This window comes from Endothiovibrio diazotrophicus, assembly GCF_054657215.1.
This window is the reverse complement of the sequence record NZ_BAAHXB010000018.1, coordinates 47,873-74,617: the sequence shown is the minus strand read 5'-3', so window position 1 is coordinate 74,617 and position 26,745 is coordinate 47,873. Positions and strand designations below refer to the sequence as shown.

At 73.1% G+C, this 26,745-nt stretch carries 6 protein-coding genes; all 6 read right to left on the bottom strand.

Annotation, left to right across the window (positions count from 1 at the left end):
* Positions 1-192, bottom strand: a 192-nt coding sequence (locus ACYQ2W_RS07225; protein WP_459864729.1) for a hypothetical protein, incomplete at its 3' end; no start/stop codon positions are given.
* Positions 193-632: 440 nt separating this feature from the next.
* The gene (locus ACYQ2W_RS07220; protein WP_459864727.1) at positions 633-809 is read right to left on the bottom strand and encodes a hypothetical protein; all 177 of its coding nucleotides are present in this window, start codon (positions 807-809) and stop codon (positions 633-635) included.
* Positions 810-1,159: 350 nt separating this feature from the next.
* Positions 1,160-2,785: a cyclic peptide export ABC transporter gene (locus tag ACYQ2W_RS07215; RefSeq protein ID WP_459864725.1), complete on the bottom strand. Its 1,626-nt coding sequence runs from the start codon at positions 2,783-2,785 to the stop codon at positions 1,160-1,162.
* 86 nt (positions 2,786-2,871) lie between these two features.
* A complete protein-coding gene (locus ACYQ2W_RS07210; RefSeq protein WP_459864723.1) occupies positions 2,872-10,308 on the bottom strand; it encodes an amino acid adenylation domain-containing protein in 7,437 nt (2,478 codons plus the stop codon).
* A 9-nt stretch (positions 10,309-10,317) separates the two neighbouring features.
* Positions 10,318-12,189: an asparagine synthase (glutamine-hydrolyzing) gene (gene asnB, locus ACYQ2W_RS07205; RefSeq protein ID WP_459864721.1), complete on the bottom strand. Its 1,872-nt coding sequence runs from the start codon at positions 12,187-12,189 to the stop codon at positions 10,318-10,320.
* A 5-nt stretch (positions 12,190-12,194) separates the two neighbouring features.
* The gene (locus ACYQ2W_RS07200) at positions 12,195-26,732 is read right to left on the bottom strand and encodes an amino acid adenylation domain-containing protein (protein ID WP_459864719.1); all 14,538 of its coding nucleotides are present in this window, start codon (positions 26,730-26,732) and stop codon (positions 12,195-12,197) included.
* Positions 26,733-26,745 lie beyond the last annotated feature (13 nt).

Here is a 26,745-nt window from a genome sequence, read left to right as displayed (position 1 = left end):
TCTGCGCGAACAGCCGTTGCGGTTCCTGCGCCCGGATCGTTTCGACGAATAGGGGCACCCGGTAGCTTGCTTCCAGTGACGCATTTCCGCGAAATTGGGCCTGTATACCTCTGTCACCGTCGGTTCCGGCCAGAATCGCTGTTCGGCGGTGTTGAGCGGGTTCAGGTCGCCCCCTGCGTAGCGCAGGGCCATCAGCCGCTCCGAGCCGCAAGAGATCAGGTGTAGCAAGTAGCCTGGATGGAGCATAGCGGAATCCGGGGATTCCCGAAGGCTCCCCCACGTCCCGGATTCCGCTGCGCTCCATCCAGGCTACTTGCTCTCGTGGAGATACCATTGCAGGTGACAGAGCCGGCGCGAGCGGTCGTCGATGACGCCGAGCAGTCGGGGCACGACCCACTCGCCAATTCCGATCGGCCAATGCCTGCAATGCGGCACCCAGCTCCCCGCGTTCCGGTGGTGCGGCCAATAGCGGACCGATGATCGCGAAGCTTCCGCTCCCTGTTCACGCTCCTCACCTACATCCATGTAGGCGAAGCGCAACCGCGCCCAGCCATCCGAATCTTGTTTCCGATGCATCATGGACTCCTCTTTCCAAGGGGAAAACGGAGCCTAATCGGCCGTCTGGAGGGCGACTATCCCATCTTCTGCAGGGAGACCACCTCCCTCAGCGACCCCGCACAGGGAGCGTTGGTTGTCAGCGGCAACCGATGGATCGGCAGGGCCATGACCCGCCCTTCGAGGTCCTCGCCGGGCAGCCGATCCAGGAGCGCACCGGGCAACGCCTCGACCTCCGGCGGGGGCAGCAGCAACCGCGACAACCGTCGCCAAGCGGTGCTGGCGACAAAGACCTCCCGCCACCAGCGGCGCCAGCGGTAGAACGTCTTGGGGGAGTGGAACCGTCTCCCTACTCTTTTGGCGAAGATTCAGGAGACACCCCCCTCCAGCGGTGATCAAGCGGCTTGAGGGGGTTTTCCGCCGTCCTTCCCGATTGTTCCGGCCTCGATCGAATGGCCTGCCGAATTTGGCCTGCCGAATTCACTCGAACGGGCGGGCCACCGCCTCCGGCGGTTGACCCCACAGGCCCTGCCGCTCCGGCGAAAATCGAAGTGGACGAGTTCCCTTCAGCCAACAACAAACGGAAGGAGGGGCGTGAAGGCGCCTACGCCCCCTGGATCGGTATCTCCTCGACCTGGCCGTCCTCCAGGTGGAGGTGGCGGTCGGCGGTGTCGAAGTACTTGTCGTCGTGGGTGATCGCCAGCACGGTGATCCCCGACTCCTTCAGCCGCGGCAGGATCACCCGGTAGAACTTCTCGCGGAAGTGGGGGTCCTGGTCGGCGGCCCACTCGTCGAACATGCAGATCGGGCGCTTCTCCAGCACCGAGGCGATCAGCGCCAGCCGCTTGCGCTGGCCGCCGGAGAGCTTGATGTTGTTGAAGCGGCGCCCCTCCAGGCGCGCCTTGTGGCGCATCTCCAGCAGCTCGAACAGCCCGTCGGCCATCACCGTGTCCACCTCGCGGATGCCGTACAGCTCGGCGAACAGGTGGTTGTCCGAAAAGATCACCGAGAAGAGGTTGCGATAGGCGGCGATGTTGCTGCGGTTGATCGCGGTGCGATCGACCAGCAGTGCCCCCTGGCTCGCCGGGTAGAGCCCGATCAGCAGGCGCAGGAAGGTGGTCTTGCCGGAGCCGTTGCCGCCGGTGATGAAGATGGTCTCGCCGCGGTTGACCTTCAGGTCCACCGGGCCGACGGTGAAGCCGGCCTCGCCGTTGGGCGACTTGTGGTGGAAGCAGAGGCCGCGCAGGGTGAGCTGCCGGAAGTCGCCGAAGTCGATGTCGACTTCGTCCTCGCCGCCGGAGATCCCGGTCAGCCGCTCCTCCAACCCGAGGATGCTCTCGGCGGCGGCGTTGGCGTTGGCGAAGGTGGGCAGGTAGCCGACCACGTTGGAGACCGGGCCGATCATGAACAGGCTGGCGGTGGTGGTCATGATCACCACCTCGACGTACGCCTCGCTGATGCTGGGGACGATGAACACCATCAGGCCGGTGAGCAGGAAGAAGGTCACCTGGGACATCACGAAGTCGTGGGAGTTGGCGGTCTGGGTCTCGGTCTTGAGGGCGGCGACGTCGCCCGAGACCCGTTTCACCCTACTGGAGATCTCCTCCCCGCGCAGGGTGTTCATCTTCACCTCCTTGAAGCCGTCGAGCATGTCGGTGATGCCCTCGACCAGGTCGTTCTCCCGGTGGTAGGTCTCCTGTAGCTGCCTCCTCACCTCCTTCGAGCGGGAGAGGTGCCAGGCGGCGCCGATGGCGGTGAAGACGGCGGAGAGGACGAAGGCGGTCATCGACAGGATCGCCATGTAGAGCATGGTGAAGAAGACCAGGATCGCCGATTGGGTGGCGATGGCCATGGTCGGCGCGGCTTGGGAGATGACCTGGGTCTCACGGCTCAAGCAGGCGTAGATCTCGGAGCGGCCGATCTCCTCGATCTCGAGGAATTCGGTCTGCCGCGCCCGTTCGATCAGCCGCACCCGCAGGCGGTCGATGAGCTGCTCCACCTGCCGGCAGACGTCGACCATCATGTGCTTCTGGGTGATCACGAAGATCACGATCGCCAGGATGAACAGGATCATGTTGCGCAGGTTCGCCTCCTGGTCGGTGACGTTGCGCGCCGAGATGTTGATGATCGCCAGTACCGCGGCGTTGGCCAAGCCGGAGATGGCGGCGAACATCAACAGGCGGAGGCGGAAGATCTTCGAGTCGCGTTTGAGTAGGTCGTAGAGTTTCATTCGTTTGGATCGGCAGGTTTCTTGTCGGGGCAGGGTATACCACGTTCAAATGACGGGCGAAGGAACGTCCGCTTGTGTGGGGCTCGTCAGTCGCCGAGCAGCAGGTCGTCGAGCTGCTCTTCGCTGAGTCCCCGGTAGGTGAATCCGCTGGCCGGCGCTCGGCCGGACCCGGTGCTCCGGCACTGCTCCAGCAGCTCCTCCAGCGCCTCCAGATAGCCTCGCAGGAGGCTGCGCGCCCGCTCCTCGGAGAAGCGGGCGGTGTCGTAGTCGAGCGCCACCTCCAGCCGTCCGTCGACCACCATCGCCAGCAGGTCGAGGGCGTGGGGGCGCGGCGTATCGGGGCTCAACGGCGTGCCGGGGGCGTCCCAGTCGACGCTGAAGCGGCCGTTGGCGGGGTGCTCGCCGCCGCCCATGCGGCCCAGGTAGTTGAAGCCCACCTGGCCCTCCAGGCCCGGGTGCCGCGGGCCGGCCGGCTCGCGGGTCATCAGTCCGTAGGTGCGGCCGCGGTCGGGCACCCGGGCGAGCGCCTCCCGCACCCGCTGGACCGCCGCGCCGAGTTCCTCCCCGGCGACGCTCTCCAGCGGGAACGGATAGAAATTGGTGAACCAGCCGACGGTCCGCGAGACGTCCGGGGTGGTGCCGCGGCGGGCGTCCGGCAGCGGCACCTCGCGGCCGTGGCCCTCCAGGGTGACCAGGGTGCGGCGGCGTCCCAGGGTGCGCTCCAGGGCGAGGCCGAGGGCGGCGAGCAGCAGCTCCTCGGTGGTCGCGCCGTAGGCCCGGGTGGCGGGGCCGAGCAGCTCCACGGTGAGCGTCTCGGCGAGGTGGGCGGTCAACTGCTCCATGCGCCCGGCGCAGAGCGGCGGCTGCCCGCCGTCGCTGGTCAGCGGCTCCGCCGGCTCCACCCCGCGCCAGTAGTGCAGGCGCGGCGCCCAGTCGATCTCCGCGGCGAGCGCGGCGAGGCTGCCTGCGTGGTCGCGGTAGGCGTGGGTCTTGGCCGGCAGCTCGATCGGCGAACCCTCCAGGGACTGCTCGTAGGCGGTGACGAAGTCCTCCACCAGGATCCCCCAGGAGACCGCGTCGACCACCAGGTGGTGGGCCACCAGCAGCAGCTGGCGCGGGTCGTTGCCGCCGGCCAGCAGGGCGCCGATCAGCGGCCCGTTGGCCAAATCGAAGCCTGCGTGAAGCTGCTGGGCGGCCTGCTCCAGGGTATCGCCGGTGGCGTCCGCGGAGGGGGCCCAGCGCCGCAGCTGCGGTCCCGCTGCGTCCGCCGCGGCCACCACCGGTGTCGGGGGCTCGCCTGCGAAGCGGGTGCGCAGGGCGTCATGGTGGCGCCACAGGGCGTGCAGCGCGGCCTCGGCGGCCTGCGCGTCGATCCCCGCGTGGGCGCGCAGCAGCACCGCCTGGTTGAAGTGGTGGGGCTGGGCGGTGACCCGCTCGAAGAACCAGCGCTGGATCGGTGACAGCACCCCCGCGCCGACCACCGCCTCCTGCGGGGCGCGGTCGCGCAGCGGGCGCACCGCGGCGGCCAGCTGTGCCGGGGTGGGATTCTGGAAGATGTCCTGGATCTCCGCCTGGTAGCCCTCGCGGTGGAGCCGCGAGACGATCTGGATGGCGCGGATCGAGTCGCCGCCGAGGGCGAAGAAGTCGTCCTCCGCGCCCAGCCCGGCACGCTCCAGCACCTGCTCCCAGATCGCCACGATCCGCCCCTCCAGGCCGCCCGGCCGCGGGCTCGGCTGCGGCGCCGGCGCGGCGCTCGCGGTTGCCGCCGGTGCGGCGGGGGCGGGCAGGGCGTCGCGGTCCACCTTGCCGTTGACGGTCAGCGGGATCCGCTCCACCGCGGTCAGGTAGGCGGGCAGGGCGTGGCTCGGCAGCCGCCGGGCGAGGTCGCGGCGCACGGTGAGCGGGGTCGGCCCGTCGGCCCGCGGCACCCCTTCGCGGGGGAACAGCTCGCGGTAGAAGGGGGTGGTGCGGAAGCCGTCGCCGAAGTGGGCGCTACGCCGCTGGAAGCGGCGCGGCTCGCGCCCCGGCCGCTCGACGATGCCGTGGACGGTGAAGTCGGGGTTGAGGCCGTTGCCGCACAGGGTGCGCTCGACGGTGAAGCGCAGGCGGTCCCCGGCGATCACCTCGGCCCCCTCCTCGAACAGCGGCAGGTAGACCGGCAGCCAGCTGCCGGGGGAGTCGAGGATATCGACGTGATGATCGCCATCGACGTGCAGGTCGAGCCACACCAGCAGGCCGCTCAGTGCCGCGGGGCGGGTGACGGTCAGCTCCACCTCGTGGCTCGCCTCCAGCGGCGTGTCGCGGGTGTAGTCCAGGTCCTCGAACGGCCCGGCGTCGCTGATGATCGCCTCGCGGGGCAGGTTCTTGACGCAGACGCGCAGGTCGAAGGGGTGGCCTACCTGGTCGAAGATGCGCTCCACGTAGTGGGCGGCGATCTCCGGGAAGCCGGCGGTGAGGGCGTGGGTCGGCAGGGAGACCGCGGCGACCCGGGTGAGGCTGCGCTGGGGCAGCATGTTGGCCGGCTCCTTGAGCAGCCGGCGCACCCCGTTGATGATCCGCGCCGAGCCCTCGGAGCCGCCGATGGCGCCGACGATCTCGGAGATGCAGTAATCGACCGGCTCGGGCAGCTCCACCTCCAGGGCGTTGCCGTGGATCACCTCGATGCGGTCACCGAGACCCAGCTCCTCCACCGTCTGCCGCGCCCGCCGGGCGGTCTCCTCCAGCAGGTCCACGGCGTAGACCTTGCGCGCGCCGGCCTCGATCGCCAGGCGGGCGAGGATGGCGAACGGGCCGGTGCCGATATCGACCACCGTCCTGCCCGGCAGGTGGCGGGCGAAGGCGTCGCGGTAGCGGGCGTTGCGCGCCTCGTCGCCGGCCATGCTCGAATAGGTGACGTGGTCGTAGACGAAGAACTCGGCGATCGACGGCCACAGCTCGAGCCGCGGCGTTGACCGGAAGTAGGCGGCGAGGGCGAGGCTGCCGTCGCCGCGCCGGTGGGGCATCACGTGGGCGTCGTCGATCCCCTCCAGGCCGCGCAGCGCCTCCTCCACCTCCATCGGCTCGATACGGTGGCCGGCGATCTTCAACTGGTCGTCGTCGCGGCCGAGGAAATCGACGCTGCCGTCCTCCAGCCAGCGCCCGAGGTCGCCCGTGCGGTAGAGCCGCTCGCCGCTCTCCGGATGGTGGATGAAGCGCTCGGCGGTGCGCTCCGGCTCGCCCTGGAAGCCGCGGGCGAGGCCGATGCCGCCGAGGAAGATCTCGCCGGGGACGCCGAGCGGCACCGGCTGCATGCGGCCGTCGAGGATCTGCAGCGTGGTGTTGGCCAGCGGGCGGCCGATGGGCAGCCGCTGGAGCGGGCCGGTCTCCGTCTCGGTGGTGACCTCGTGGACGGTGGCGCAGACCGACGCCTCGGTGGGGCCGTAGGCGTTGAACACCCGCCGCGTCGCGGCGTAGTGGCGCAGCTCCTCCACCGGGGCGCTCTCGCCGGCGGTGATCAGCACCCGCAGCCCCTTCAGCGCCGGACGCTGGAGGGTGCGCAGGTAGGTGGGCGGCAGGGTCACGCAGGTGGTGCCGGTCCGCTCCAACTGCTCCAGGAAGCGCGGCACCGACTCGATCGAACCGGGGGCCGGCAGCACCACCGCGCCGCCGGCGAACAGCGCCTGGAACAGGTTGGCCAGCGAGGCGTCGAAGGAGGGGGAGGCGAACTGCAGCACCCGGTCGTGCTCGTCGAGGCCGAATGTGCGGATCTGTTCCAGCGACATGTTGTTGAAGCCGCGGTGCTCGACCATCACCGCCTTCGGCTCGCCGGTGGAGCCGGAGGTGAAGATGATGTAGGCGACCTCGTCGCCGCTCACCGCCGGCCGCTCGCCGACGGCGGAGGCGCTCAGTTCGCTGAACAGGCGGGCCGGCACCGCGGTCTCGGGCAGCCGTTCGGCGTCCGCGGCCCGCTCCAGCACTACCCGTACGCACCCCGCCCGCTCGACCATCCGCGCGATGCGGGCGCCGGGGTAGTCGGGGTCGATGGGCACGTAGACCGCCCCCGCCTTGAGGATGCCGAGCAGCGCGGTGACCGCCTCGACGCTGCGCCGGGCGAGCACCGCCACCCGCTCGCCGGGGCGCACCCCGTCGGCGGCGAGGGCGGCGGCCAGCCGGTCGCTGGCGGTGTCCAGCTGGCGGTAGTCGAGGGTCTGCCCTTCGGCGATCAACGCCGGCCGCTCCGGGAAACGGGCGGCGACGGCGCGGAAACGCTCGCCGATGCTCTCTTCGCCGTCGAACGGCCGGCTCGGGCCGGCGGAAAACTCGGCGATGCGCGCCGCCTCGGCGGCCGGCAGCAGGGGCAGCGCCGCCAGCGCGCTCTGCGGGGCCCGCTCGGCCGAGCGGGCCAGCTCGCGCAGGTGCTCCGCCATCCGGTCGATCCGCACGGGGTCGAACAGGTCGGCGTTGTAGTTGAGGTCGAGCAGCCACTCGCCGCCCTTCTCCTCGAAGTGGAACACCAGGTCGTAGCGGCTGAAGTTCCAGGCGTTCTCGCGGCCGAAGGGCTCCACCGTGGTACCCGCCAGCTCGACCGCGATTTCGCCGAAGCCCTGTACCACCAGCATCACGTCGAACAGCGGCGAGCGGCTCATGTCGCGGCGGGTGTCGAGTTCGCTGACCAGGGCGTCGAAGGGGTAGTTGTGGTGGGCCAGCCCCTCCTTGACCGTGGCGTCGAAACGGCTCAGCAGCTCCTCGAAGGTAAGCTCCGGGTCGAGCCGGGTGCGCAGCGCCAGGGTGTTGATGTAGCAGCCGATCTGCGGCTCCAGCTCGGGGTGGTCGCGGCCCGCCACCGGGGTGCCGAGGATCAGGTCGCGCTGGCCGCTGTAGCGGTGCAGGAGGGTGTTGACCAGGGCGCCGAGCAGGGCGAAGCGGGTGCTCGCGCGGGCCTCGGCGAGGGCGTCGAGGCGGGCGCACAGCGCCGGCTCGAAGCGCAGCCGGCGGGTGCCGCCGTTGAAGGTCTGCACCGCCGGTCGCGGGCGGTCGGCGGGCAGCTCCAGCAGCGGCAGCTCGCCGCCGAGCTGGTGGTGCCAGTACTCGCCCTCGGCCGCCGCCGCCGGCTCCGCCCGGCGCGCCTCGCGCCAGGCGAGGATGTCGCGCTGCTGCAGGGTCAGCGGGGCCAGCGGCGGGGTGGTGCCGGCGCGCAGGGCGTCGTAGGCGGCGCCCAGCTCGCGCACCAGCACGCCGAGGGACCAGACGTCGCTGACGATGTGGTGGATGTTGAACAGCAGCACGTGGTCGGCCGCGCCGTCGGCGCGCGCGGGCAGGCGCAGCAGCTGGGCGCGCAGCAGCGGCCCGCGCTCCAGGTCGAAGTGGTGGTTGTGGTTCTCCGCGGCCAGCCGCTGCGCCTCGGCCAGGGGATCGACGGCCTCGCTGAGGTCGATCCGTTCCAGCCGCCAGTCGCTCTGCGCATCGACCACCTGACGCACCTCGCCGTCGACCTCGCGGAAACGGGTGCGCAGCGACTCGTGGCGCTGGACGATGGCGGCCAGCGCCGCGGCGAGGGCGTCGCCGTCGAGGGGGCCGGCGATGCGGAACGCCTCGGCCAGGTTGTAGGCGGTGGGGGCGATGCCCATGCGGTGCAGCCGCCACAGCCGCCGCTGGGCCGGCGAGGCGGGGTAGTCGGCGGCGTCGGGGATGCGCGGGATGGCCACCGCCGCCTGACCGCCGCCCTGGTCGATCAGGGCGGCCAGGGCGCGGATGGTGGAGTCGGCGAAGAACTCCTTGAGGCCGATGTCGACGCCCAACTGCCGGTAGATCTCGAGCACCACCCGGATCGCCTTCAGCGAGTCGCCGCCGAAGGCCTGGAAGGTGGTGGTGACGCCGACCCGGGCGATGCCGAACTGCTCGCGCCAGATCGCCGCCAGCCGCTCCTCGGTCGCCCCCGCGGGGGCGGTGTAGGTGTGCTGCCGGTAGAACAGCTCCTCCGGCGGCGGCAGGGCGCGGCGGTTGACCTTGCCGGTGATGGTGGTGGGCAGCGCCTTGAGGGCGACGAAGAGGCGCGGCAGCAGCCCCTCCGGCAGGGTCTCGCCCAGCGCGGCGAGCAGCTCCTCCACCGCCAGCGGCCGGTCGTCGCCGTCGGCGCGCACGTAGTAGGCGACCAGCACCTTGTCGCCGGGGGTGCTCTGGTGGACCACGGCGACGCCGTCGGCCACCGCCGGCAGGGCGCGCAGCGCGGTCTCCACCTCGGCTAGCTCGATGCGCACGCCGTTGATCTTCACCTGGCCGTCGCGGCGGCCGAGGCACTCCACGCTGCCGTCGGCGCGGTAGCGGCCGAGGTCGCCGGTGCGGTAGACCGGGTCGGGCTTGTCGTCGGTGGCCAGCGGGTTCTGGATGAAGGCCGCCGCGGTCAGTTCGGGGTCGTTGAGGTAGCCGAGCGAGCGGTAGGGGGTGCGGATGTGGATCTCGCCGATCTCGCCGGTGGCGCAGAGGCGGCCGTCGCTGAGGATCAGCAGCGCGGTGTTGGGCAGCGGCGTGCCGATCGGCAGCACCTGGTGGGGCTCCGCGGGCAGCTCGCCGATGCGCTGGAAGGCCTTCGCCAGGGTGGTCTCGGTGGGGCCGTAGAGGTTGACCACCTCGCACCCCTCGCCGGCGGCGGCGCGCCAGCCGGCGACGTCGGCGGCGAGCAGCGGCTCGCCGGCCACCAGCACCCGGCGCAGGCTGGGCAGTGAAGAGGCTTCGCCGGTGGCGGCGCGCCGCTCCAGCTCGCGGGTGAGCAGGCGCAGCACGGTGGGCACGCAATGGAGCAGGGTGACCGCCCCCGCGGCGATCCACTCGGCCAGCCGGTGGGGCAGGCGGCGGGTCTCGGCGTCGGGGATGCAGAGGGTGCCGCCGACGGTCAGCGGCACCAGGATGTCGCGCAGGCTGACGTCGAAGGTGAGCGGGGCGAGGGCGGCGCAGCGGGTCTCCGCGCCGAGGCCGAACTCGCCGCTCTCCCAGCGCAGGAAGTGGGCGAGGCCGCGCTGCTGGCCGAGGATCGCCTTGGGGGTGCCGGTGGAGCCGGAGGTGAACATCACGTAGGCGGGGTCGCCGGGGCCGACGGTGATGCCGGGGTTGTGCTCGGGGTGGCCGGCGGCCGTGGCGTCGAGCAGGGTGCGGCCGGCGGCGGTACTCTCCTCCAGTCGGGCGAGCAGCGCCTCGTCGCCGACCAGTTGGCGGCAGCGGCTCTTCTCCAGGTGGTCGGCGAGGCGCCGCGGCGGCAGCTCCGGAGGCAGCGGCAGGAAGGCCGCCCCCGCCTTGCCGGTGCCGAGCAGCGCCGCGCAGTAGTCGATCCCCGGTTCCAGGACCAGGCCGACGATCCACGGCTCGTCGGCTGCCGCCCCGTCGCGCCCGGCGAGCAGTGCGTGGGCGATACGGTTGGCGCGGCGGTTGAGTTCGCCGTAGCTCGCCGACTCGCCGCCGCACTCCACCGCGATCGCCGCGGGGCGCGCCTCGGCGTGCTGTTCGAACTGCTCGAAGTAGGCTTGACGCTGCGGTTTGGATGCACGTTCCATGGGCTCGGCTCACTCTCCAAGGTTCGGCAGCTGGAACTCGTCGAGCAGCAGGCCGAAGGTGATGACGACCATCAGCAGGTCGTCTTCGAAGGTTTGATTCAGTTGGTGGGCGGGGTCGCGGTAGACCCGCTTGAGGTGCTCCACCGTCTCCACGTTGAAGTAGCCCTGGCGGGCGATCCGCTCGGCGGCGAGCAGCTCCTCGACCAGCGGCAGCCCCTGGCGCAGCAGGGTGGCGCTGCTCGGGGCGACGAAGCTGAACTTGCGCCGCGCGAAGATCTCCGCCGGCAGGTAGCGGCGGGCGAGGCGCTTGAGCAGGTACTTCTCCTCGCCGTCGCGGACCATCAGCCGCGGCGGGATGCGCCGCGCGCAGTCGATCACCCCGGGATCGAGGAACGGGTAGCGCGCCTCCACCGAGTTGGCGAAGCCGACCCGGTCGCCGTGGTCGGCGAGCAGGTGGTCGGCCATGCGCAGCTTGAAGTCGAGGTAGGAGCGCTGGTGGAAGGGGTGGCGGCCGGCCAGCCGGTCGCGATCGATCAGCAGGTGGGCGAGGCAGTCGAACTCGGCGAAGCGCGCGGCCAGCGGCTCGGCGTAGAGGGCCTGGCGGATCTCCGCGGACTCCAGGTAGTTCTTCTCGTAGAACAGCCCGCTGTCGCCCCACAGCCGGCCGCGCAGCTGCGCCTCCAGCATGGCGTCGAGGTCGCCGTCGTCGGCGCCGCCGCGGTGGTCGTCGAGGCGGTAGCCGACGTAGCCGCCGAACAGCTCGTCGGCCCCCTCGCCGGTGAGCACCACCTTCAGCCCCTGTTCGCGGACCATCGCGGAGAGGATCAGCGAGCAGGCGTTGTAGGACTCGCGCAGCGGGGTCTCGGCGTGGCGCACGATGGCGCGCAGCCGCTCGCCGATCTGCGCCTGGCCCACCGCGGTCTCGTGGTGGCGGCTGGCCAGGCGGCGGGCCATCAGCCGCTGGTGGGCGCTCTCGTCGATCGCCGGGTCGTCGAAGGTGATGGAGAAGGTGTGGCGTTCGGCGCCGGGTTCCAGGTCGGCGGCGATGGCGGCGATCAGCGCGCTGTCGAGGCCGCCGCTGAGATAGGCCCCCACCGGCACGTCGGCCTGTAGCCGGTAGGCCACCGAGCGGCGCAGGGCGGCGTCCAGCTCCTCCAGGCACTCCTCCTCCGGGCGCCCGTCGTCGATCTCCTCGCGCCGCGGGTAGTCGAGGTCCCAGTAGCTCCATTCGCGGCGGTGGCCGTCGGCGTCGATGCGCAGCAGGCGGCCGGGACCGAGGCTGTGGACCCCGGCGAACAGGGTGCGCGGGCTGACCGGGCCGGGGAAGGTGAGGATCTGGTCGAGGCCGGTGAGATCGACCCGCCGCGCCACCTCGGGGTGGCTGAGCAGCGCCTTGATCTCGGAGGCGAAGAGCAGCCCGCCCGCCGCCTCGGTATAGAACAGCGGTGCGATCCCCACCGGGTCGCGGCCGAGCAGCAGGCGGCGCTCGGCGATGTCGTAGAGGGCGAAGGCGAATTGGCCGTTGAGCCGGCCGGCGAAGTCGGCGCCGTACTCGCGGTAGAGGGCGGGCAGCACCTCGGTGTCGGCGTGGCTGCGGAAGCGGTGGCCGCGCGCCTCCAGCTCGGCGCGCAGCTCGCGGTGGTTGTAGATCTCGCCGTTGCACACCGAGACCACCCCGCCGTCGTCGCTGTACATCGGCTGGTTGCCGCCGCTCAGATCGACGATCGACAGGCGGCGGAAGCCGAGGCCGATACCCTCGGCGAGGTGCTGGCCGACGTCGTCGGGGCCGCGGTGGCGCAGCGCCTCGGTCATCGGCGCCAGCCGCTCGCCGAGGGCGGCGGCCGGGCGGCCGGGGTGGAAGATTCCGGTGATTCCGCACATGGCCGTTACCAGGCGTCGTCCAGGTCGTCGTCGCCGCTTCCGGCGAGCAGCGAGGCGGCGGCGGGGGCCGCTGCCGGTTCGCGCGGGGCGCGGCCGATCCGTTCGCCCAGTTCGGCGAGGGATCGCGTGGGGTCCGCGACCGCCGCCTCGGCGAGGGCGAAGAACTCCTCGGCCAGCCGCCGGGCGGTGTCGCGCTCGAACAGCGCCTCGGCGTACTCCAGCATCAGGGTCAGCCCGTTGCCCTCTTCGATCATGAAGTTGAGGTCGTACTTGGCGCTCACCGAGCGGTCGTCCAGGGGTTCGGCACGCACCCCCGCCAGCTCCAGCTTCAGCGGGTCGTTGTTCTGCAGGATCAGCACCACGTCGAACAGCGGCTGGCGGCCCGCCAGGCGCGGCGGGGCGAGCTCCTCGACCAGCCGGTCGAAGGGGTAGCCCTGGTGGCCGAAGGCCTCCTGGCAGACCGCGCGCTCCTCGTCGAGCAGCGCCTCGAAGCTGCGCTCGCCCCCGGGGCGCAGGCGCAGCGCCAGCAGGTTGAGATAGAAGCCGATCTGCGGCTCCAGCTCGACCCCGTCGCGGCCCGCCACCGGGGTGCCGATGACGATGTCGCGGTCGCCGCCGAGGAGGTGGAGGTGGCTGTGGAGCAGCGCCGCGAGCACGGTGAACAGGGTGGTGCCGTGGTCGCGGGCGAGCTGGCGCAGCCCCTCGCTCTGCGCCGCGCCGAGGTGGGCGCGGACGATCCCGCCGCGGCCGTCGTCGCGCTCGCCGCGGGGGCGGTCGGTAGGCAGGGTGAGGAGCGGCGCGCCGCCCTCGAAACGCTCCAGCCAGTAGGCGGCGGCACGGCCCATGGCCGGCCCCTCCAGCCAGCGCGCCTGGGCCACCGCGTAGTCCTTGTACTGGATCGGCAGCGGCGCCAGGCCGGCGGCCTCGGCGAGCGCGCCGCCTGCGGCAGCCGGGTCGGCGACGGCCGCCGCATAGAGCCCCTCCAGGTCGCGCAGCATGCGGTTGACCGACCAGCCGTCGGAGACGATGTGGTGGAGGTTGAAGATCAGTGCTTGGTGCATTCCGGCGGCGGCCTCCGCCGGCGGCGCGCAGAGGCGCACCCGTAGCAGCGGCCCGCGCTCCAGCTCGAAGACGTGGCGCAGCTCCTGGTCGAGCACCGCCTCCGCCGGCTCGCGGGAGACCCCGGCCAGGGGCAGCCGCTGCGGGGCGGGGTCGATCAGCTGGCGTCCCTCGCCGCGCAGGCCGACGATGCGGCTGCGCAGGATCTCGTGGCGCCCGGCCAGCGCCCCCAGGGCGCGCTCCAGGGCATCGGTGTCCAGTTCACGGTCGATGCTGAAGCCGCCGACCATGTTGTAGCGCACCGGGTCGGGGTCCACCGCCTGGGCAAGCCACAGCCGGCGCTGGGCGAAGGAGAGGGGGTAGCCGGCGGCGGGGTCGCCGGGCGGCGGGGCGGGCTGCACGCGCAGGGCGTCGTCGGCCGCCTGGCGCTGTTCCAGCAGCGCACACAGGGCGCGCAGGGTGGGCGAGCTGAAGAAGTCGCGCAGGTCCAGCGGCAGGGAGAGCCGGCGGCGGATCCGCGCCACCGCCTGGTTGGCCTTCAGGCTGTGGCCGCCCAGCTCGAAGAAGTTGGCCTCCAGGCTCACCGTTTCCAGGGCCAGCTCCAGCACCTCGGCCCAGATCGCCGCCACCGCCCGCTCCAGCGGCGAGGTGGGGGCGCTGGCCGCCTCGCCGTCGGCGAGCAGCGGCCAGTCGGCGGCGCGCAGGGCGGCGTGGTCGGCCTTGCCGTTGGCGGTGTGCGGGATCGCCGCGCCGCACAGGAAGCGGCCGGGGACCATGTGCTCCGGCAGGCGGTCGGCGAGGTGGTGGAGCAGCGCCCGGCGGGTGGTGCCCGCCTCGCTCACCAGGTAGGCGTTGAGGGTGTCGCCGTCGGCCAGCACCACCGCGTCGCGCACCGCGGGGTGCTCCAGCAGCTTGCGCTCGATCTCCCCCGGCTCGATGCGGAAGCCGCGGATCTTCACCTGCTGGTCGATGCGCCCGAGGTAGACCAGCTCGCCGTCGGCGCCCATCCGCCCCAGGTCGCCGGAGCGGTAGAGACGGCCCGGCAGGTCGGGGTGCTCGATGAAGCGCTCGGCGGTCAGCTCCGGGCGGTGCAGGTAGCCGCGGGCGACGCCGGGGCCGCCGACGCAGATCTCGCCGGCCAGCCCCGGCGGCAGCGGGCGCAGCCGGGCGTCGAGGATGTGGATGCGGTAGCTGGGCAGCGGCGCGCCGATCAGGCTGCGCCCGTCGGCGATCTCCGCCTCGCCGATCTCCTTGCAGGTGACGTGGACGGTGGTCTCGGTGATGCCGTACATGTTGACCAGCCGCACCGCCGGCAGGCAGGCGCGCCAGGCGGCGAGCCGCGCCGGTTGCAGCGCCTCGCCGCCGAAGATCACTTGGCGCAGCTGGAGGCGGGTCTCGGGGGCCGCCTCCAGCGCCTCGCTCAGGGCGTAGAAGGCCGACGGGGTCTGGTTGAGCACGGTGACCCGCTCGCGGGCCAGCAGGCGCAGGAACGCCTCCGGCTCCCGCGCCACCTCGCGGGGCACGATCACCAGCCGCCCGCCGGTGAGCAGGGCGCCGAAGATCTCCCACACCGAGAAGTCGAAGGAGGGGGAGTGGAACAGGGTCCAGGTGTCCGCCGGATCGAAGTCGAAGGGCAGGCCGCGCTGGAACAGCAGCTGGACCAGGTTGCGCTGCTCGATCATCACCCCCTTCGGGGTGCCGGTGGAGCCGGAGGTGTAGATGATGTAGGCGAGGTGGTCCGGGGCGGCGAGCGGCGCCGGATCGGCCTCGTCCACTCCGTCTGCGGCCTCCTCGTCATCGACCCGTAGCAACGGCAGGCCGAGGGCGGTGGCGGCCGCGGCGTGCTCGGCGTCGCTGACGATCACGCGGGTGGCGGAGTCCTCGACCATGAAGCGGATCCGCTCCTCCGGGTAGTCGGGGTCGAGGGGCAGGTAGGCGCCGCCCGCCTTGAGCACGCCGAGCAGGGCCAGCGGCAGGGTGGCGCGGCGGCCCAGGTAGATGCCGACCACCGCGTCGGGGGCGACCCCGGCGGCGCGCAGCCGGTGGGCCAGCCGGTTGGCTTGCCGGTTGAGGGTGCGATAGTCGATGCGCTGTTCGCCGTCGCACAGGGCGATCCCCGCGGGGTGGCGGGCGGCCACCGCCTCGAAGATCGCCGGCAGGGTGCGCTCGGCGGGGAAGTCGGCGCCGGCCGCTGGGGTCTGCGCCAGCTCGCGCCGCTCCTCGGCGGTGATCAGTTCCAACTCCTCGGGCGCTCGCTCGGGGGCGTCGGCGACCGCGGTCAGCAGCCGCCGGTAGAGGTCGAGCATGGCGCCGGCGGTGCTCTCCTCGAACAGGTCGCGGTTGAACACCAGATTCACGTCGAGGGCGTCGCCCTGGCGGCGGGCGCTCAGCACCAGGTCGTACTTGCCCCAGCCGAGGCCGCTGTCGATCACTTCGCCCGCGCCAGGGGCGGGGTAGGCGTCGAAGTGGAAGAGCACGTCGAACAGCGCGGTGCGGCTCATGTCGTTCTTCGGGTTGACCGCCAGCACCAGCCGGTCGAAGGGGATCGCGCCGTGGGCACGCGCCTCGCGGTGGGCCTCGATCGAGGCGGCGAGCAGGGCGTTGAACGGTGCCTCGGGGTCCAGCGTCAGGCGCAGCGGCAGCAGGTTGGTGGCGGGGCCGATCGCGGCGGGGGGCTCGCGCGGGTCGAGGGGCTCGCCGATGATCAGGTCGCGCTCGCCGCTGAGGCGGAACAGCAGCGCCTGGAAGACGGCGCGCAGCAGGTCGCCGAGGTCGCCGCCGGCCGCTGCCGGCAGCGTCGCCAGTTGTTCGGCGAGGGCGGCGTCGAGGCGCACGGCGTGGCGTCCGGTGCGGTAGGTGTGGACCACCGGCCGCGGGCGGTCGGTGGGCAGCACCAGGGCGTGGCGGCCGCGCATCTTTTCGCGCCAGAAGGCCAGCGTCTCCGCCGGGTCCTCGGCCGCCCGCTCGGCGGCGGTCCAGCATCGGCTGAAGGCGTCGGCCGGCCCGCTATCGGCGGTGGCGGGGTCGTCATAGCGCGCCCACAACTCTTCCATCAGGCGGTAGAGGCTGCGCTTGTCGGCGACGGCGTGGTGGGCGGTGAGGGCGAACAGCCGCTCGCCGTCGGCACCCGCGCACAGGGTGGCGCGGAGCAGCGGCGGACGGCCCGGGTCGAAGGGGCGGCGACTCTCTTCGATGACCCGCTCCAGCGCCTCACCGGCGGGGGCGGTGACCCGCTCCAATTCGAGGCGCGCCTCCGGCCGGAGGCGCAGCAGCGGCTGCTCTCCTTCGGTGACCAGGGCGGCGTGGAGCTGCTCGTGGCGGGCGCCGAGGTGGCCCAGGGCGTCGTTCAGCCGCGCCTCGTCCGGCGCCTGCGGCAGGCGCACGATCAGCGGCATGTTGTAGTAGGTGGGGCCCGCGGGGTAGAGCACGCCGCGCTCGAAGCGATCGACGAACCAGAGCCGCTCCTGGTGGAAGGAGAGCGGCAGGGGGACCGTGTCGGATGCCGCTTCGGGCTCGGACGGTGCGGCGTGCGGCGCGGCCAGCGGGGCGGCCAGGGGGGCGGCGAGGGGCTGCGCGGGGTCGGCGCAGAGCTCATCGACCAGCGCGGCGAGGTCGGCGAGCAGGCGCTCGATGCGGCCGCGCTCGAACAGCGCGCTGCTGTAGGTGGCGGTCAGCTCCAGCCCGGTCGGGCGCTCGGTGACGTAGAGGGTGAGGTCGAACTGGGCGCTGGCGCTGCCCACCTCGTGGGCGCGGAACGGGGTGTGGGCGAGGATCTCGTCGATCTCCTCGCGGCTGTCCATCACCAGGCAGATCTCGAACAGCGGGTTGCGCGCCGGGTCGCGGGGCAGCTTGAGGGCATCGACCACCTGGTCCAGCGGGGTGGCGTCGTGGGCGTAGGCCTCGAGCATCGCCTCGCGCACGGTGCCGAGGAGCCCGCGGAAGCCGGCCTCGGGGGCCACCTCCACGCGCAGCGCGAGGGTGTTGACGTAGAAGCCGATCTGCGGCTCCAGCGCCGGGTGGTCGCGGCCGGCGCTGACCCCGCCGATGACCAGGTCGCGCCGGCCGCTGATCCGGTGGAGCAGGGCGAACAGCGCGGCGGTGACCCCCATGAAGGGGCTGGCGTCGTGGGCGCGGGCGAGGCCGGCGAGGGCGGCGGTGGCGCCGGCCGAGAGGGTGCGCTGCAGCCGTCCGCCATCGTAACGCTTGATCGCCGGCCGCGGCCGGTCGGCGGGCAGCTCCAGCGGCGGCGGCGGGTCGGCCAGACGGCGGCTCCAGTAGGCGAGGCCGGGATCGGGCTGCGCCGCCCGCCACGCGGCGTAGTCGCGGTAGTGGATCGCCAGCGGCGGCAGATGGGCCGCGCCGCCGCCGCTCTCCTCGCGGTAGAGGGCCATCAGGTCGCGGACAAAGACCCCCACCGACCAGACGTCGGCGACGGTGTGGTGGAGCACGCAGGTGAGCCACTGGCTGCCGGGCACCTGGATCAGGGCGGCGCGCCAGAGCGGCGCGCGGGCCAGCTCGAAGGGCTCGGCGACCAGCGCCTCGGCGCGCCGCCGGGCGGCGGACTCGGGATCGACGCCGTTGGCCGCATCGATCACCCGGAGGGGCGGGCGCAGGTGGGGGACGATCACCTGACGGGGCAGGCCGTCGTGATCGATGAGCGCGGTGCGCAGGCTCTCGTGGCGCGCCGCCAGACGCTCCAGGGCGCGCTCCAGCGCGGCCTGCTCCACGGGCTGCTCGGTGACCAGGGCGAAACCGATGTTGTAGGCGATCAGTCCCGGTTCCAGCTGTTCGAGGGTCCACAGCCGCGCCTGGGCGCTGGAGGCGGGGTAGTCGGCGGCCTCCGTCAGGCGGGGGATGGCGCCGAGCGCCGCCCCCTCCAGCCGGTCGCTCAGGCGGCGGGCGACGCCGGCCACCGTCGGCTCCTCGAAGAACTGGCGCAGGGTCACCCCGTGGCCGTCGCGGTTGACCCGGTTGAGGATGGTCAGCGCCTTCAGGCTGTGGCCGCCGAGATCGAAGAAGTTCTCGCTCACCCCCACCTCGGCGAGGTTCAGCACGTTGGCCCAGATCCGCGCGATGCGCGCCTCCTCGGGGTTGCGCGGTGCGACCAGTTGGCGGGCGCGGTGGCGCGGGGCGTCGCTGCGCGCCAGCGCCTCGCGATCGACGGCGCCGTCGGCGCGGCGCGGCAGGGCGGGGAGTTCGGCGAAGCGCGCCGGGGTGACCGCCGCCCGCGGCTGGCCGAGGAGGAAGGCGGCCAGGTCGCGGGCGGTGGTGGAGCGCCCCTCGGCGCAGCGGTAGAAGGCGGTAAGGCCGTCGGCCTCGGCGACCACCGCCGCCTCGCGGATCGCCGGGTGGCGGGCCAGCGCCTCCTCGATGGCGTGCAGGTCGATCCAGTCGCGGGGGCCGCGGACCAGCGCGTCGGCGGGGCCGAGCAGCTCCACCGAGCCGTCGCTGCGCAGGCGGCCCAACTGGTTGCCTTCGTCCAGCGCGGCGATGGTGCCGATGGCGGCGGGGGCGCCGAAGCGGTCGCGCAGCGCCGGCCGGCCGCCACGCTCCGTGCCGGCCGGGGCGGCGCTGCGGGCGGCGGCGCGGTCGGCCGCCGACAGCGGCAGCTCGCCGAGCGGGGTGGCGGGGGCGGCGAGGGCGGCGGCGAGGAGCGACTCGAAGCTCTCCATCCAGCGCTCGGCGCTGGTGCGGCCGATCAGCGCGCCGTCGTAATCGAGGTCGAACAGCGCCTCGCCGTTGAGTTCCAGCACGTTGAGGAAGAGCTCCACCTTGGGGTGGCGCAGCGGCGGCGAGTACCAGTGGGTGGCGAGGCCGTGGAAGTGCAGATCGACCCCGCGGTCGAGATTGAACAGCACGCGGATCTCGCTGCCCTCGCCGTCGGCGGATTCGAGGAACCGGTGGCGCGCCTCGCTCTGCCCCGCCTTGAGGCGCTGGGCGACCCGTTCGAGGAGGGCGGAGAAGGGTTCGCCGGGATGCAGTTCGAGGACCAGCGGGTGGACCGCCGAGGCCTGGCCGATCATCCGCGGCAGGCCCGCCTCGTTGTGGCCGGCCAGCGGCAGGCCGATGGTGAAGCGCTCCTCGTCGGCGAGGCGGCCGAGGAGCACGCCGTAGGCGCTGAGCAGGACGCTGAACGGACTCACCCCGTGGCGCCGGGCGAAGGTGCGCACCTCGTCGAACAGCGCGGCGCCGCCGGCGGTGCGCGGGGCGCGGCGGTGGATCCGCCCGCCCGAGAAGGTGGCGCGGGCCGGGCGCCGGTGGTCGGCCGGCAGCAGCGGCGAGGGTGGCAGTTCGCCGCGCCGTGCGGGTGCCTCGGCGGTGGCGCTGCGGCTCCACTCGAGGAAGGCGTCGTAGGGTACCGCCGGATCGAGCGGCGGGTGGCCGCCGTCGGCCGCCCGGTAGAGGGCGGCCAGCTCGCTCAACAGCAGGCCGAGGGACCAGCCGTCGGCGATGATGTGGTGCAGGCGCAGCACCAGCAGGTGGTGCTGCGCGCCGCGGCGCAGCAGGTGGGCGCGCAGCAGCGGGCCGCCGGCCAGGTCGAGGGTGCGCTCCAGCTCGTCGTCGAACCAGGCGCGCACCGCCTCCTCGCGGTCGTCGATCTCCACCAGGGTGAGCGGCGGTTGGAGCCGGGCGGCGATGTGTTGGCGCTCGCCGTCGATGGCGGTGGTGCGCAGCGCCGGGTGGCGGGCGACCACCGTGGAGAGCGCCTGCTCCAGCGCGCCGCGGTCGAGTTCCCCCTCGAGGGTGAGGGCGACGCACTCGTGGTAGGCGAGATCGGCCTCCGGGCGGGCCTGGAGCAGGAACCACATCTCGCGCTGGCCGCGCCACAGCGGCAGGTCCCGCGCGGCCGTCTCCGTTTGCGGGCTCGCCGGGGCGTCGGCGGCGGCCAGCCAGCCCTCGGCCTTCATCGCCTGCACGCCGCGCCGCACCGCCTCCACCAGGGCGTCCACGTCGGCGTCGCTGTGGGCGGTGGAGAGGAAGCAGTTGCGCCCCTCCCAGACGAAGATCCCCTGGTTCAGCAGGTGGTAGTTGAGCAGTTCGGCGTCGCCGCTGAACTCGAAGCGGAAGAGCGAGCTGAAGCCCACCGTGCGGATCGCCACCCGCTCCTCGGCGAACAGCGCGTTGAGCCGCCGGCGCAGCGCCTCGGTGCGGGCGTTGAGCCGCTCCTGCAGGGCCGCCCCCTGCTCCTTGAGGTGGCGCAGCACCGCCTCGGCGGCGGCCATCGACAGCGGGTGGTTGTTGAAGGTGCCGGCGACGAAGGCGGTGCGCGTGCCGGGACCGCTGCCGTCGCCGTACTGCCAGCGGCCGCCGTCCACCGCGTCGAGGAAGCGGCGGCTGCCGGCGACCACGCCGATCGGCATGCCGCCGCCCACCACCTTGCCGTAGGTGACGATGTCGGCGCGCACGCCGAAGTGGTGTTGGGCACCGCCGGGGTGGGTGCGGAAGCCGACGATCATCTCGTCGAACAGCAGGGCGATCCCCGCGCGCTCGGTGAGGGCGCGCAGCTCGCGCAGGAAATCCGCCGGCTGCACGCTGGGGTCGCGGCTCTGCACCGGCTCGACCAGCACCGCGGCCAGTTCGCTGCCGTGGAGGGCGAGGGTGTCGAGGGCGGCGGGGTCGCCGTAGCGCAGCACGATGACGTCGTCGACCATCGCCTGCGGGGTGCCGTCGGTGACCGGCATGGTGGTCACCTGCGCGCCGCTGCTCCAGCCGGCGGCGAGCACGCCGTCGAAGGTGCCGTGGTAGGCGTTGGTGAACATGGCGATGCGGCGGCGGCCGGTGACCGCGCGGGCGAGGCGCACCGCGACCATCACCGCCTCGCTGCCGGTGGTGAAGAAGGCGACCCGCTCGGCGCCGGTCAGCTCGGCGATCAGCTCGGCGACGCGGCCCGCGGCGGGGGTCTGCGGGCCGAGGGGGGCGCCGGCCGCCAGTTCGCGGGCGAGGGCCTCGCGGACGAAGGCGGGGTTGTGGCCGAACAGGGTGGCGCCGAAGCCCATGGTGACGTCGATGTAGCGGTTGCCGTCGACGTCCCACACGTAGGGGCCCTCGGCCCGCTCGACGTGCAGCGGGTAGATCAGCTCCTTCCACTCCTGGCGGTAGCCGATGGTGGCGCGGGGGTTGGCGTAGACTCCGCGGAAGCGGTCGGTGAGCCGCTTGGAACCGGCGGCGCGCTCATTGTAGGCGGCGGCGAGGCGGGTGAGGTGGCCGCGCTGGGCGTCGTTCAGGCCCTGCTCGCCGGTGCGCGGCTGGACGTAGAGGCCCTTGATTTCGCCGCCGGGACGCGGGGTCTCCGCCGTCGCCGGGGCGGGGTGGGGAGCGGCCGACGATGGTTGGGCCGCGGCGTGCGTGGGGAGGGCGGTGGTCTGGCCGCCGAGCACCGCCAACTGCTGGCGGAACAGCTCGCTCATGGCCTCCACCTGACGGGACATCAGGGCGGCCAGCGGGGTGTCGGTCGGTACTTCGCCGGTGGGCATCGCCGGGGTGGCCGGGCCGTCGGCGGGGAGCGTGGGCGCGGCCGGTTGGGCGTCGGCGGCGAGCGGGGCCGGCACCCGCGCCAGCAGCAGGGCGGTGAGGCGGTCGAGGGTGTCGCCCTGTTCGAGGACCTCGCCGAGGGTGAGGGCGATCCCGTACTCCCGCGCCAGCCCCTGTTGGAGCTGGGCGATCAGCAGCGAGTCGAGGCCGAGGGTGAACCAGTTGGCGCCCGGGTCCACCTGCTCCGGCTGGAGGCCGGCGATGGCGCCAAGGATGGTCAGCAGGTGGCCGCGGATCGCCGCCTCGGTTGCGCCGGCGGCGGGCGGGGCGGGGGCGTCTGCGGTGGGCCTGGTCGTCGCTTCGTTCGCTGTGGCCGACGGGACGGTGCGGCTGGTGGGGAGGAGCGGGGTGGTGCCCTGGAACGGGTACTTGGGCGCGTCGGTGAAGCGTCCCGGACGGTGTGCGAAGAGCGCCTTCAGCGAGAGGGGGACGCCCGCCTCGATGAGCCGGCCGGCACTCTCCAGCAGCCGCTGTTCGGCGTCGTCGCGGTGGGAGCAGGGGAGCCAGACCATCCCCGGCGCCGCGTCGGCGGCCAGCGGGGCCAGCGCGGGGTGGGCGCCCAGTTCGAGGACCAGCGCCTCGCCCTCCGCGGCGATGGTGGCGAGGGCGTCGTGGAAACGCACCGGTTGGCGCGCGTGACGCGCCCAGTAGCCGGGGTCGCCAAGTTCACCTGTCGCCAGCCGGGACCCGCTCACCGTGGAGTAGAAGGGGATCGCCGGGTCGCCGATGGCGAGGCGCCGCGCCGCCTCCGTCAGCGGCTCGAGCACCGGCTCCATCAGTGGCGAGTGGAAGGCGTGGGAGACCGTCAGCCAGGTGGCGCGAATCCCCGCGGCGGTGAATTCGGCGACCAGCCGTTCCACCGCGGCCTGGTCTCCGGAGAGGGTGATCGCCGCGGGGCCGTTGTAGGCGGCGATGGTGACGCGTCCCGCGTCGCTGCCGAGTCCGGCGATCCGCGCCTCCACCGCTTCGGCGGGGGCGGCGACGGCGGCCATCGCCGCCGTCGGCAGCGCCTCCATCAGGGCGCCGCGCCGCGCCGCCAGGATCAGGGCGGCCTCCTCGTCGCAGGCGCCGGCGACGGCGGCGGCGGCCAGCTCGCCGATGGAGTGGCCCACCACCCCGGCGGGCTCCACGCCCCAGGAGCGGAGCAGGGCGGCGAGGGCGAGGGCGTAGGCGACCACCGCCGGCTGGGTGACCGCGGTGCGCGCCAGCTGGTCGGCGCGCTCCGGGTTGAACAGCAGCTCGCTCAGTGGGAGGTCGAGGTGGGGAGCGAGGATCCGCTCGGCACGTTCGATCGCCGCGCGGAAGGCGGGCTCGTGGCGGTAGAGGGCGGCGCCCGCCCCGGCGCGCTGGGAGCCCTGGCCGGAGAAGGCGAAGATCACCCGCGGCCGGCGGTCGCGGTGCAGCGGGCCGCTCGGCGTGGCGGCGGCGAGCCGCCGGCCGATGGTCTGCGGGTCGCTGCCGGCGGCGGTCAGCCGGTAGGGGAGCAGCGCCCGCCGGCGGGCGGCGGTGTGGGCGAGGTCGGCGAGGCGCGCCGCGTCGGCGTGCTCCAGGGCCTCGCGGTAACGGCTGGCGAGGGCGCGCAGCGCCTCCGCCGAGCGGGCGGAGAGGGCGAGCAGCGTCGGTCGCGGGGGCTCCGCGGTGTCGGTCGCCGCTGCCGGATCGCGCGCCGGGGCGGTTTCGACGATCAGGTGGACGTTGGTGCCGCTGAAGCCGAAGGCGCTCAGGCCGGCGCGGTGCGGCGTATCGGCCGGCCACGGCTGGAGGCGGTCGACCACACGCAGCGGGATCTCCCCCCAGGGGATGTGGGGATTGGGCTGCGCGAAATGGAGCGATGCGGGCAGTCGGTCGTGCTCCAGGGCGAGGATCAGCTTGATCAGGCCGGCGATGCCGGCGGCGGCCTCCAGGTGGCCGATGTTGCTCTTCACCGAGCCGATCAGCAGCGGCCGCTCGGGGGCGCGCCCTTCGCCGTAGACCCGGTTGAGGGCCGACACCTCGACCGGGTCGCCGAGGGGGGTGCCGGTGCCGTGGGCCTCGATGTAGGCCACTTCGCCGGGGGTGATCCCGGCGTCGGCCAGCGCGGTCCGGATCAACGTCCGCTGGGCGCCCCCGTTGGGGGCGGTGAGGCCGTTGGAGGTGCCGTCGTGGTTGAGTGCGCTGCCGCGGATCAGGGCGCGGATGCGCCCGCCGTCGAGCCCGCCGTCGCGGCCCTCGTCGGCGGCGCGTCGCAGCACCACCACCGCGCACCCCTCGCCGCGGGCGTAGCCGTCGGCGGCGGCGTCGAAGGTGCGGCACTGTCCCCGCGGGGAGAGGGCGTTCATCCGCGACAGGCCGATGCTCTGCTCCGGGCTGAGGATCAGGTTGACGCCGCCCACCAGGGCGAGGTCGCACTCGCCGTCGCGCAGGCTGCGCAGGGCGAGGTGGAGGGCGGTGAGGGAGGAGGAGCAGGCGGTGTCCACCGCCAGGCTGGGTCCCTGCAGGCCGTAGACGAAGGAGAGCCGCCCGGCGGCGACGCTGCCGGCGGTGCCGGTGAGGGCGTAAGGACCGATCGTGGCGCTGTCGCCGCTGCGCGCCTGGGCCTGCACGTAGTCGGAGCCGCTGATGCCGATGAAGACGCCGGTGCGGCTCCCCTTCAGGCCGAGTGGGTCGATGCCGGCGTCCTCCAGCGCCTCCCAGCTGACGCTGAGCAGGAGTCGCTGCTGCGGGTCGAGGGCTTCGGCCTCCACTGGGGTGAGGTTGAAGAAGGGGGCGTCGAAACGTTCCAGACCCTCCAGGTAGCCGCCGCGGGGGGTGGCCATCTCGCGGTCGTGGCGTTCGGGCCAGCGGCCCTGTGGCGGGGTGCCGGTAGCGTCGATGCCCCCTTCGAGCAGCGCCCAGAACTGCTCCGCCGAGTCGGCGCCGGGGAAACGGCAGGCGAGGCCGATCACCGCCGCCGGGGTGCGCGGGTGGGCTTGGTCCGCCGTCGGGCTGGTGGCGGGTGCGGCGGCGGCGGCGGCGGGCGCGCGCTCGAGCAGGGCGTCGGTCAGCGATGCCAGGTCGGGGTGGTCGAACACGGTCTCCACCGGCAGCTCGGTGCCGAGGGCGGCGTTGATCCGGCCGAGCAGTTCGGTGAGGCGCAGCGAGGTGAAGCCGGCGTCCATCAGCGGCTGGTCACTCGCCAACCGCTCCTCCGGGGTGACCCGCAGCGCCTCCTGGCGCAGCGCCTCCAACAGGGCGTCGCGTTCGCCGGCCGCCCAGGCGGCGCGCAGTGCCGCGCCGGTGAGGGTGGTGAAGCCGCGCAGCGCCTCGATCTGCGCGTCGAACTCACCGTCAGTGAAACGTTCCACCATGTGGAAGCGGCGCACCTTGCCGCTGGTGGTCTTGGGGATGTTGGGCACCGCCACGCAGTAATCGACCCCCAGCCCGGTGTGCTGGATCACCCGGTCGCGCAGTTGGGCGGCCAGTTCGGCGAACTCCTCGCGGCCGCGGCGGAAGAGGACGAACAGCGCCAGCGCCTCGCGCGGCTCGGTGGCGTGGGGGACGGCGCAGGCGAGGACCTTGTTGAGGTCCAGCCCATCGACCCCGGCGGCGATCCGCTCGATGTCCTGGGGGTAGAAGTTCTCGCCGTTGACGATGATCAGGTCCTTGCGCCGGCCGGTGATCACCAGCCGTCCGCGGTGGATGAAGCCGAGGTCGCCGGTGTCCAGCCAGCCGTCGGCGGAGAGCGCGGCGCGGGTCGCCGCGGGGTTGTTGTAGTAGCCGAGCATGACGCTCGGGCCGCTGATCTGGATGGCGCCGACCCGGTCCTCGCCGCAAGGTTCGCCGCGCTCGTCGGCGATGCGCAGGCCCACCGTCTCCACCGGTTCGCCGACGTCGGCGAAGAGCAGCGCGTCGTCGTCGTTCCGCTCGTCGTCGAGGAACTTCAAAGGCTGGCCGGGAGCGGCGCTGCGCCGGTCGACGCGGTGGGTGCTCATCCCCTCGCCCACCGGGGTGAGGGTGACGCACAGCGTCCCCTCGGCCAGTCCGTAGGCGGGCATCATCGCCCGTGGCGAGAGGCCGTGGGGGACGAGGGCGGCGAGGAATTCATTGGTCAGCGCGGCGGAGATCGGTTCGGCGCCGTTGACCAGCACCTGCACGGCAGAGAGGTCCCAGCGCTCGGGCTCGCGCCCCTGGGGATGCTTGAGCAGGTGGCGGTAGGCGTAGTTGGGGGCGCCGAGGATGGTCGAGCCGAGTTCGGTGGCCTTGCGCGGCCAGATGCTCGGCGCGCGCATGAACAGCCGGGTGGGGATCAGCGCCTGCTCCAGGCCGAACACCACCGGCAGGATGTGGAACCAGATGATGCCGAAGTCGTGGGTCAGCGGCATCCAGCTGAGCAGCCGCGCCTCCTCGCCCGCCGCGCCCAGATAGCCTTTGATGGCGTGGACGTTGGTCACCAGTTGGGCATGGCCCAGGGTGACCCCCTTGGGGGTGCCGGTGGAGCCGGAGGAGAACTGGATGAACGCGACATCCTCCGGCGCCACCCGTGCCGGCTCTCCCGCCGGATGGTCGTACTCGTCGCCGCGCGCCACCCGATTGCGGGCGGTGGCGCACGCGGGGAGCCGGATGCCGTGCATCTCGGGTTCCAGCGACCTGTCGGAGACGCTCCAGGGGTGGTCGAGGGTGGCGAGGATGTTGGCCAGCTTGAGCACCGTCTCCTCGTTGCCCGGCGGGGAGACCGGCACCGCGATGAAGCGCCCCAGCAGGCAGGCCCAGAACAGCGCGGTGAACAGCGCCTGATCGTCGGTCAGGATCACCACCTCGTCACCGGGCGCGACGCCGTCGGCCTGCAGCCGGCCGAGCCAGCCGCGAGCCCGCCGCAGCAACCGGTCATAGCCGATCCGCTGCTGTTCGTCGCTGGAGCGGATGTAGGTGATGCCCCGGGGGCCGCGGGCGGTTGCGAGGAGGGCCTCGGTGAGGGTGTGGCAGGTCAGTTCCATGTAGAGGCACTAC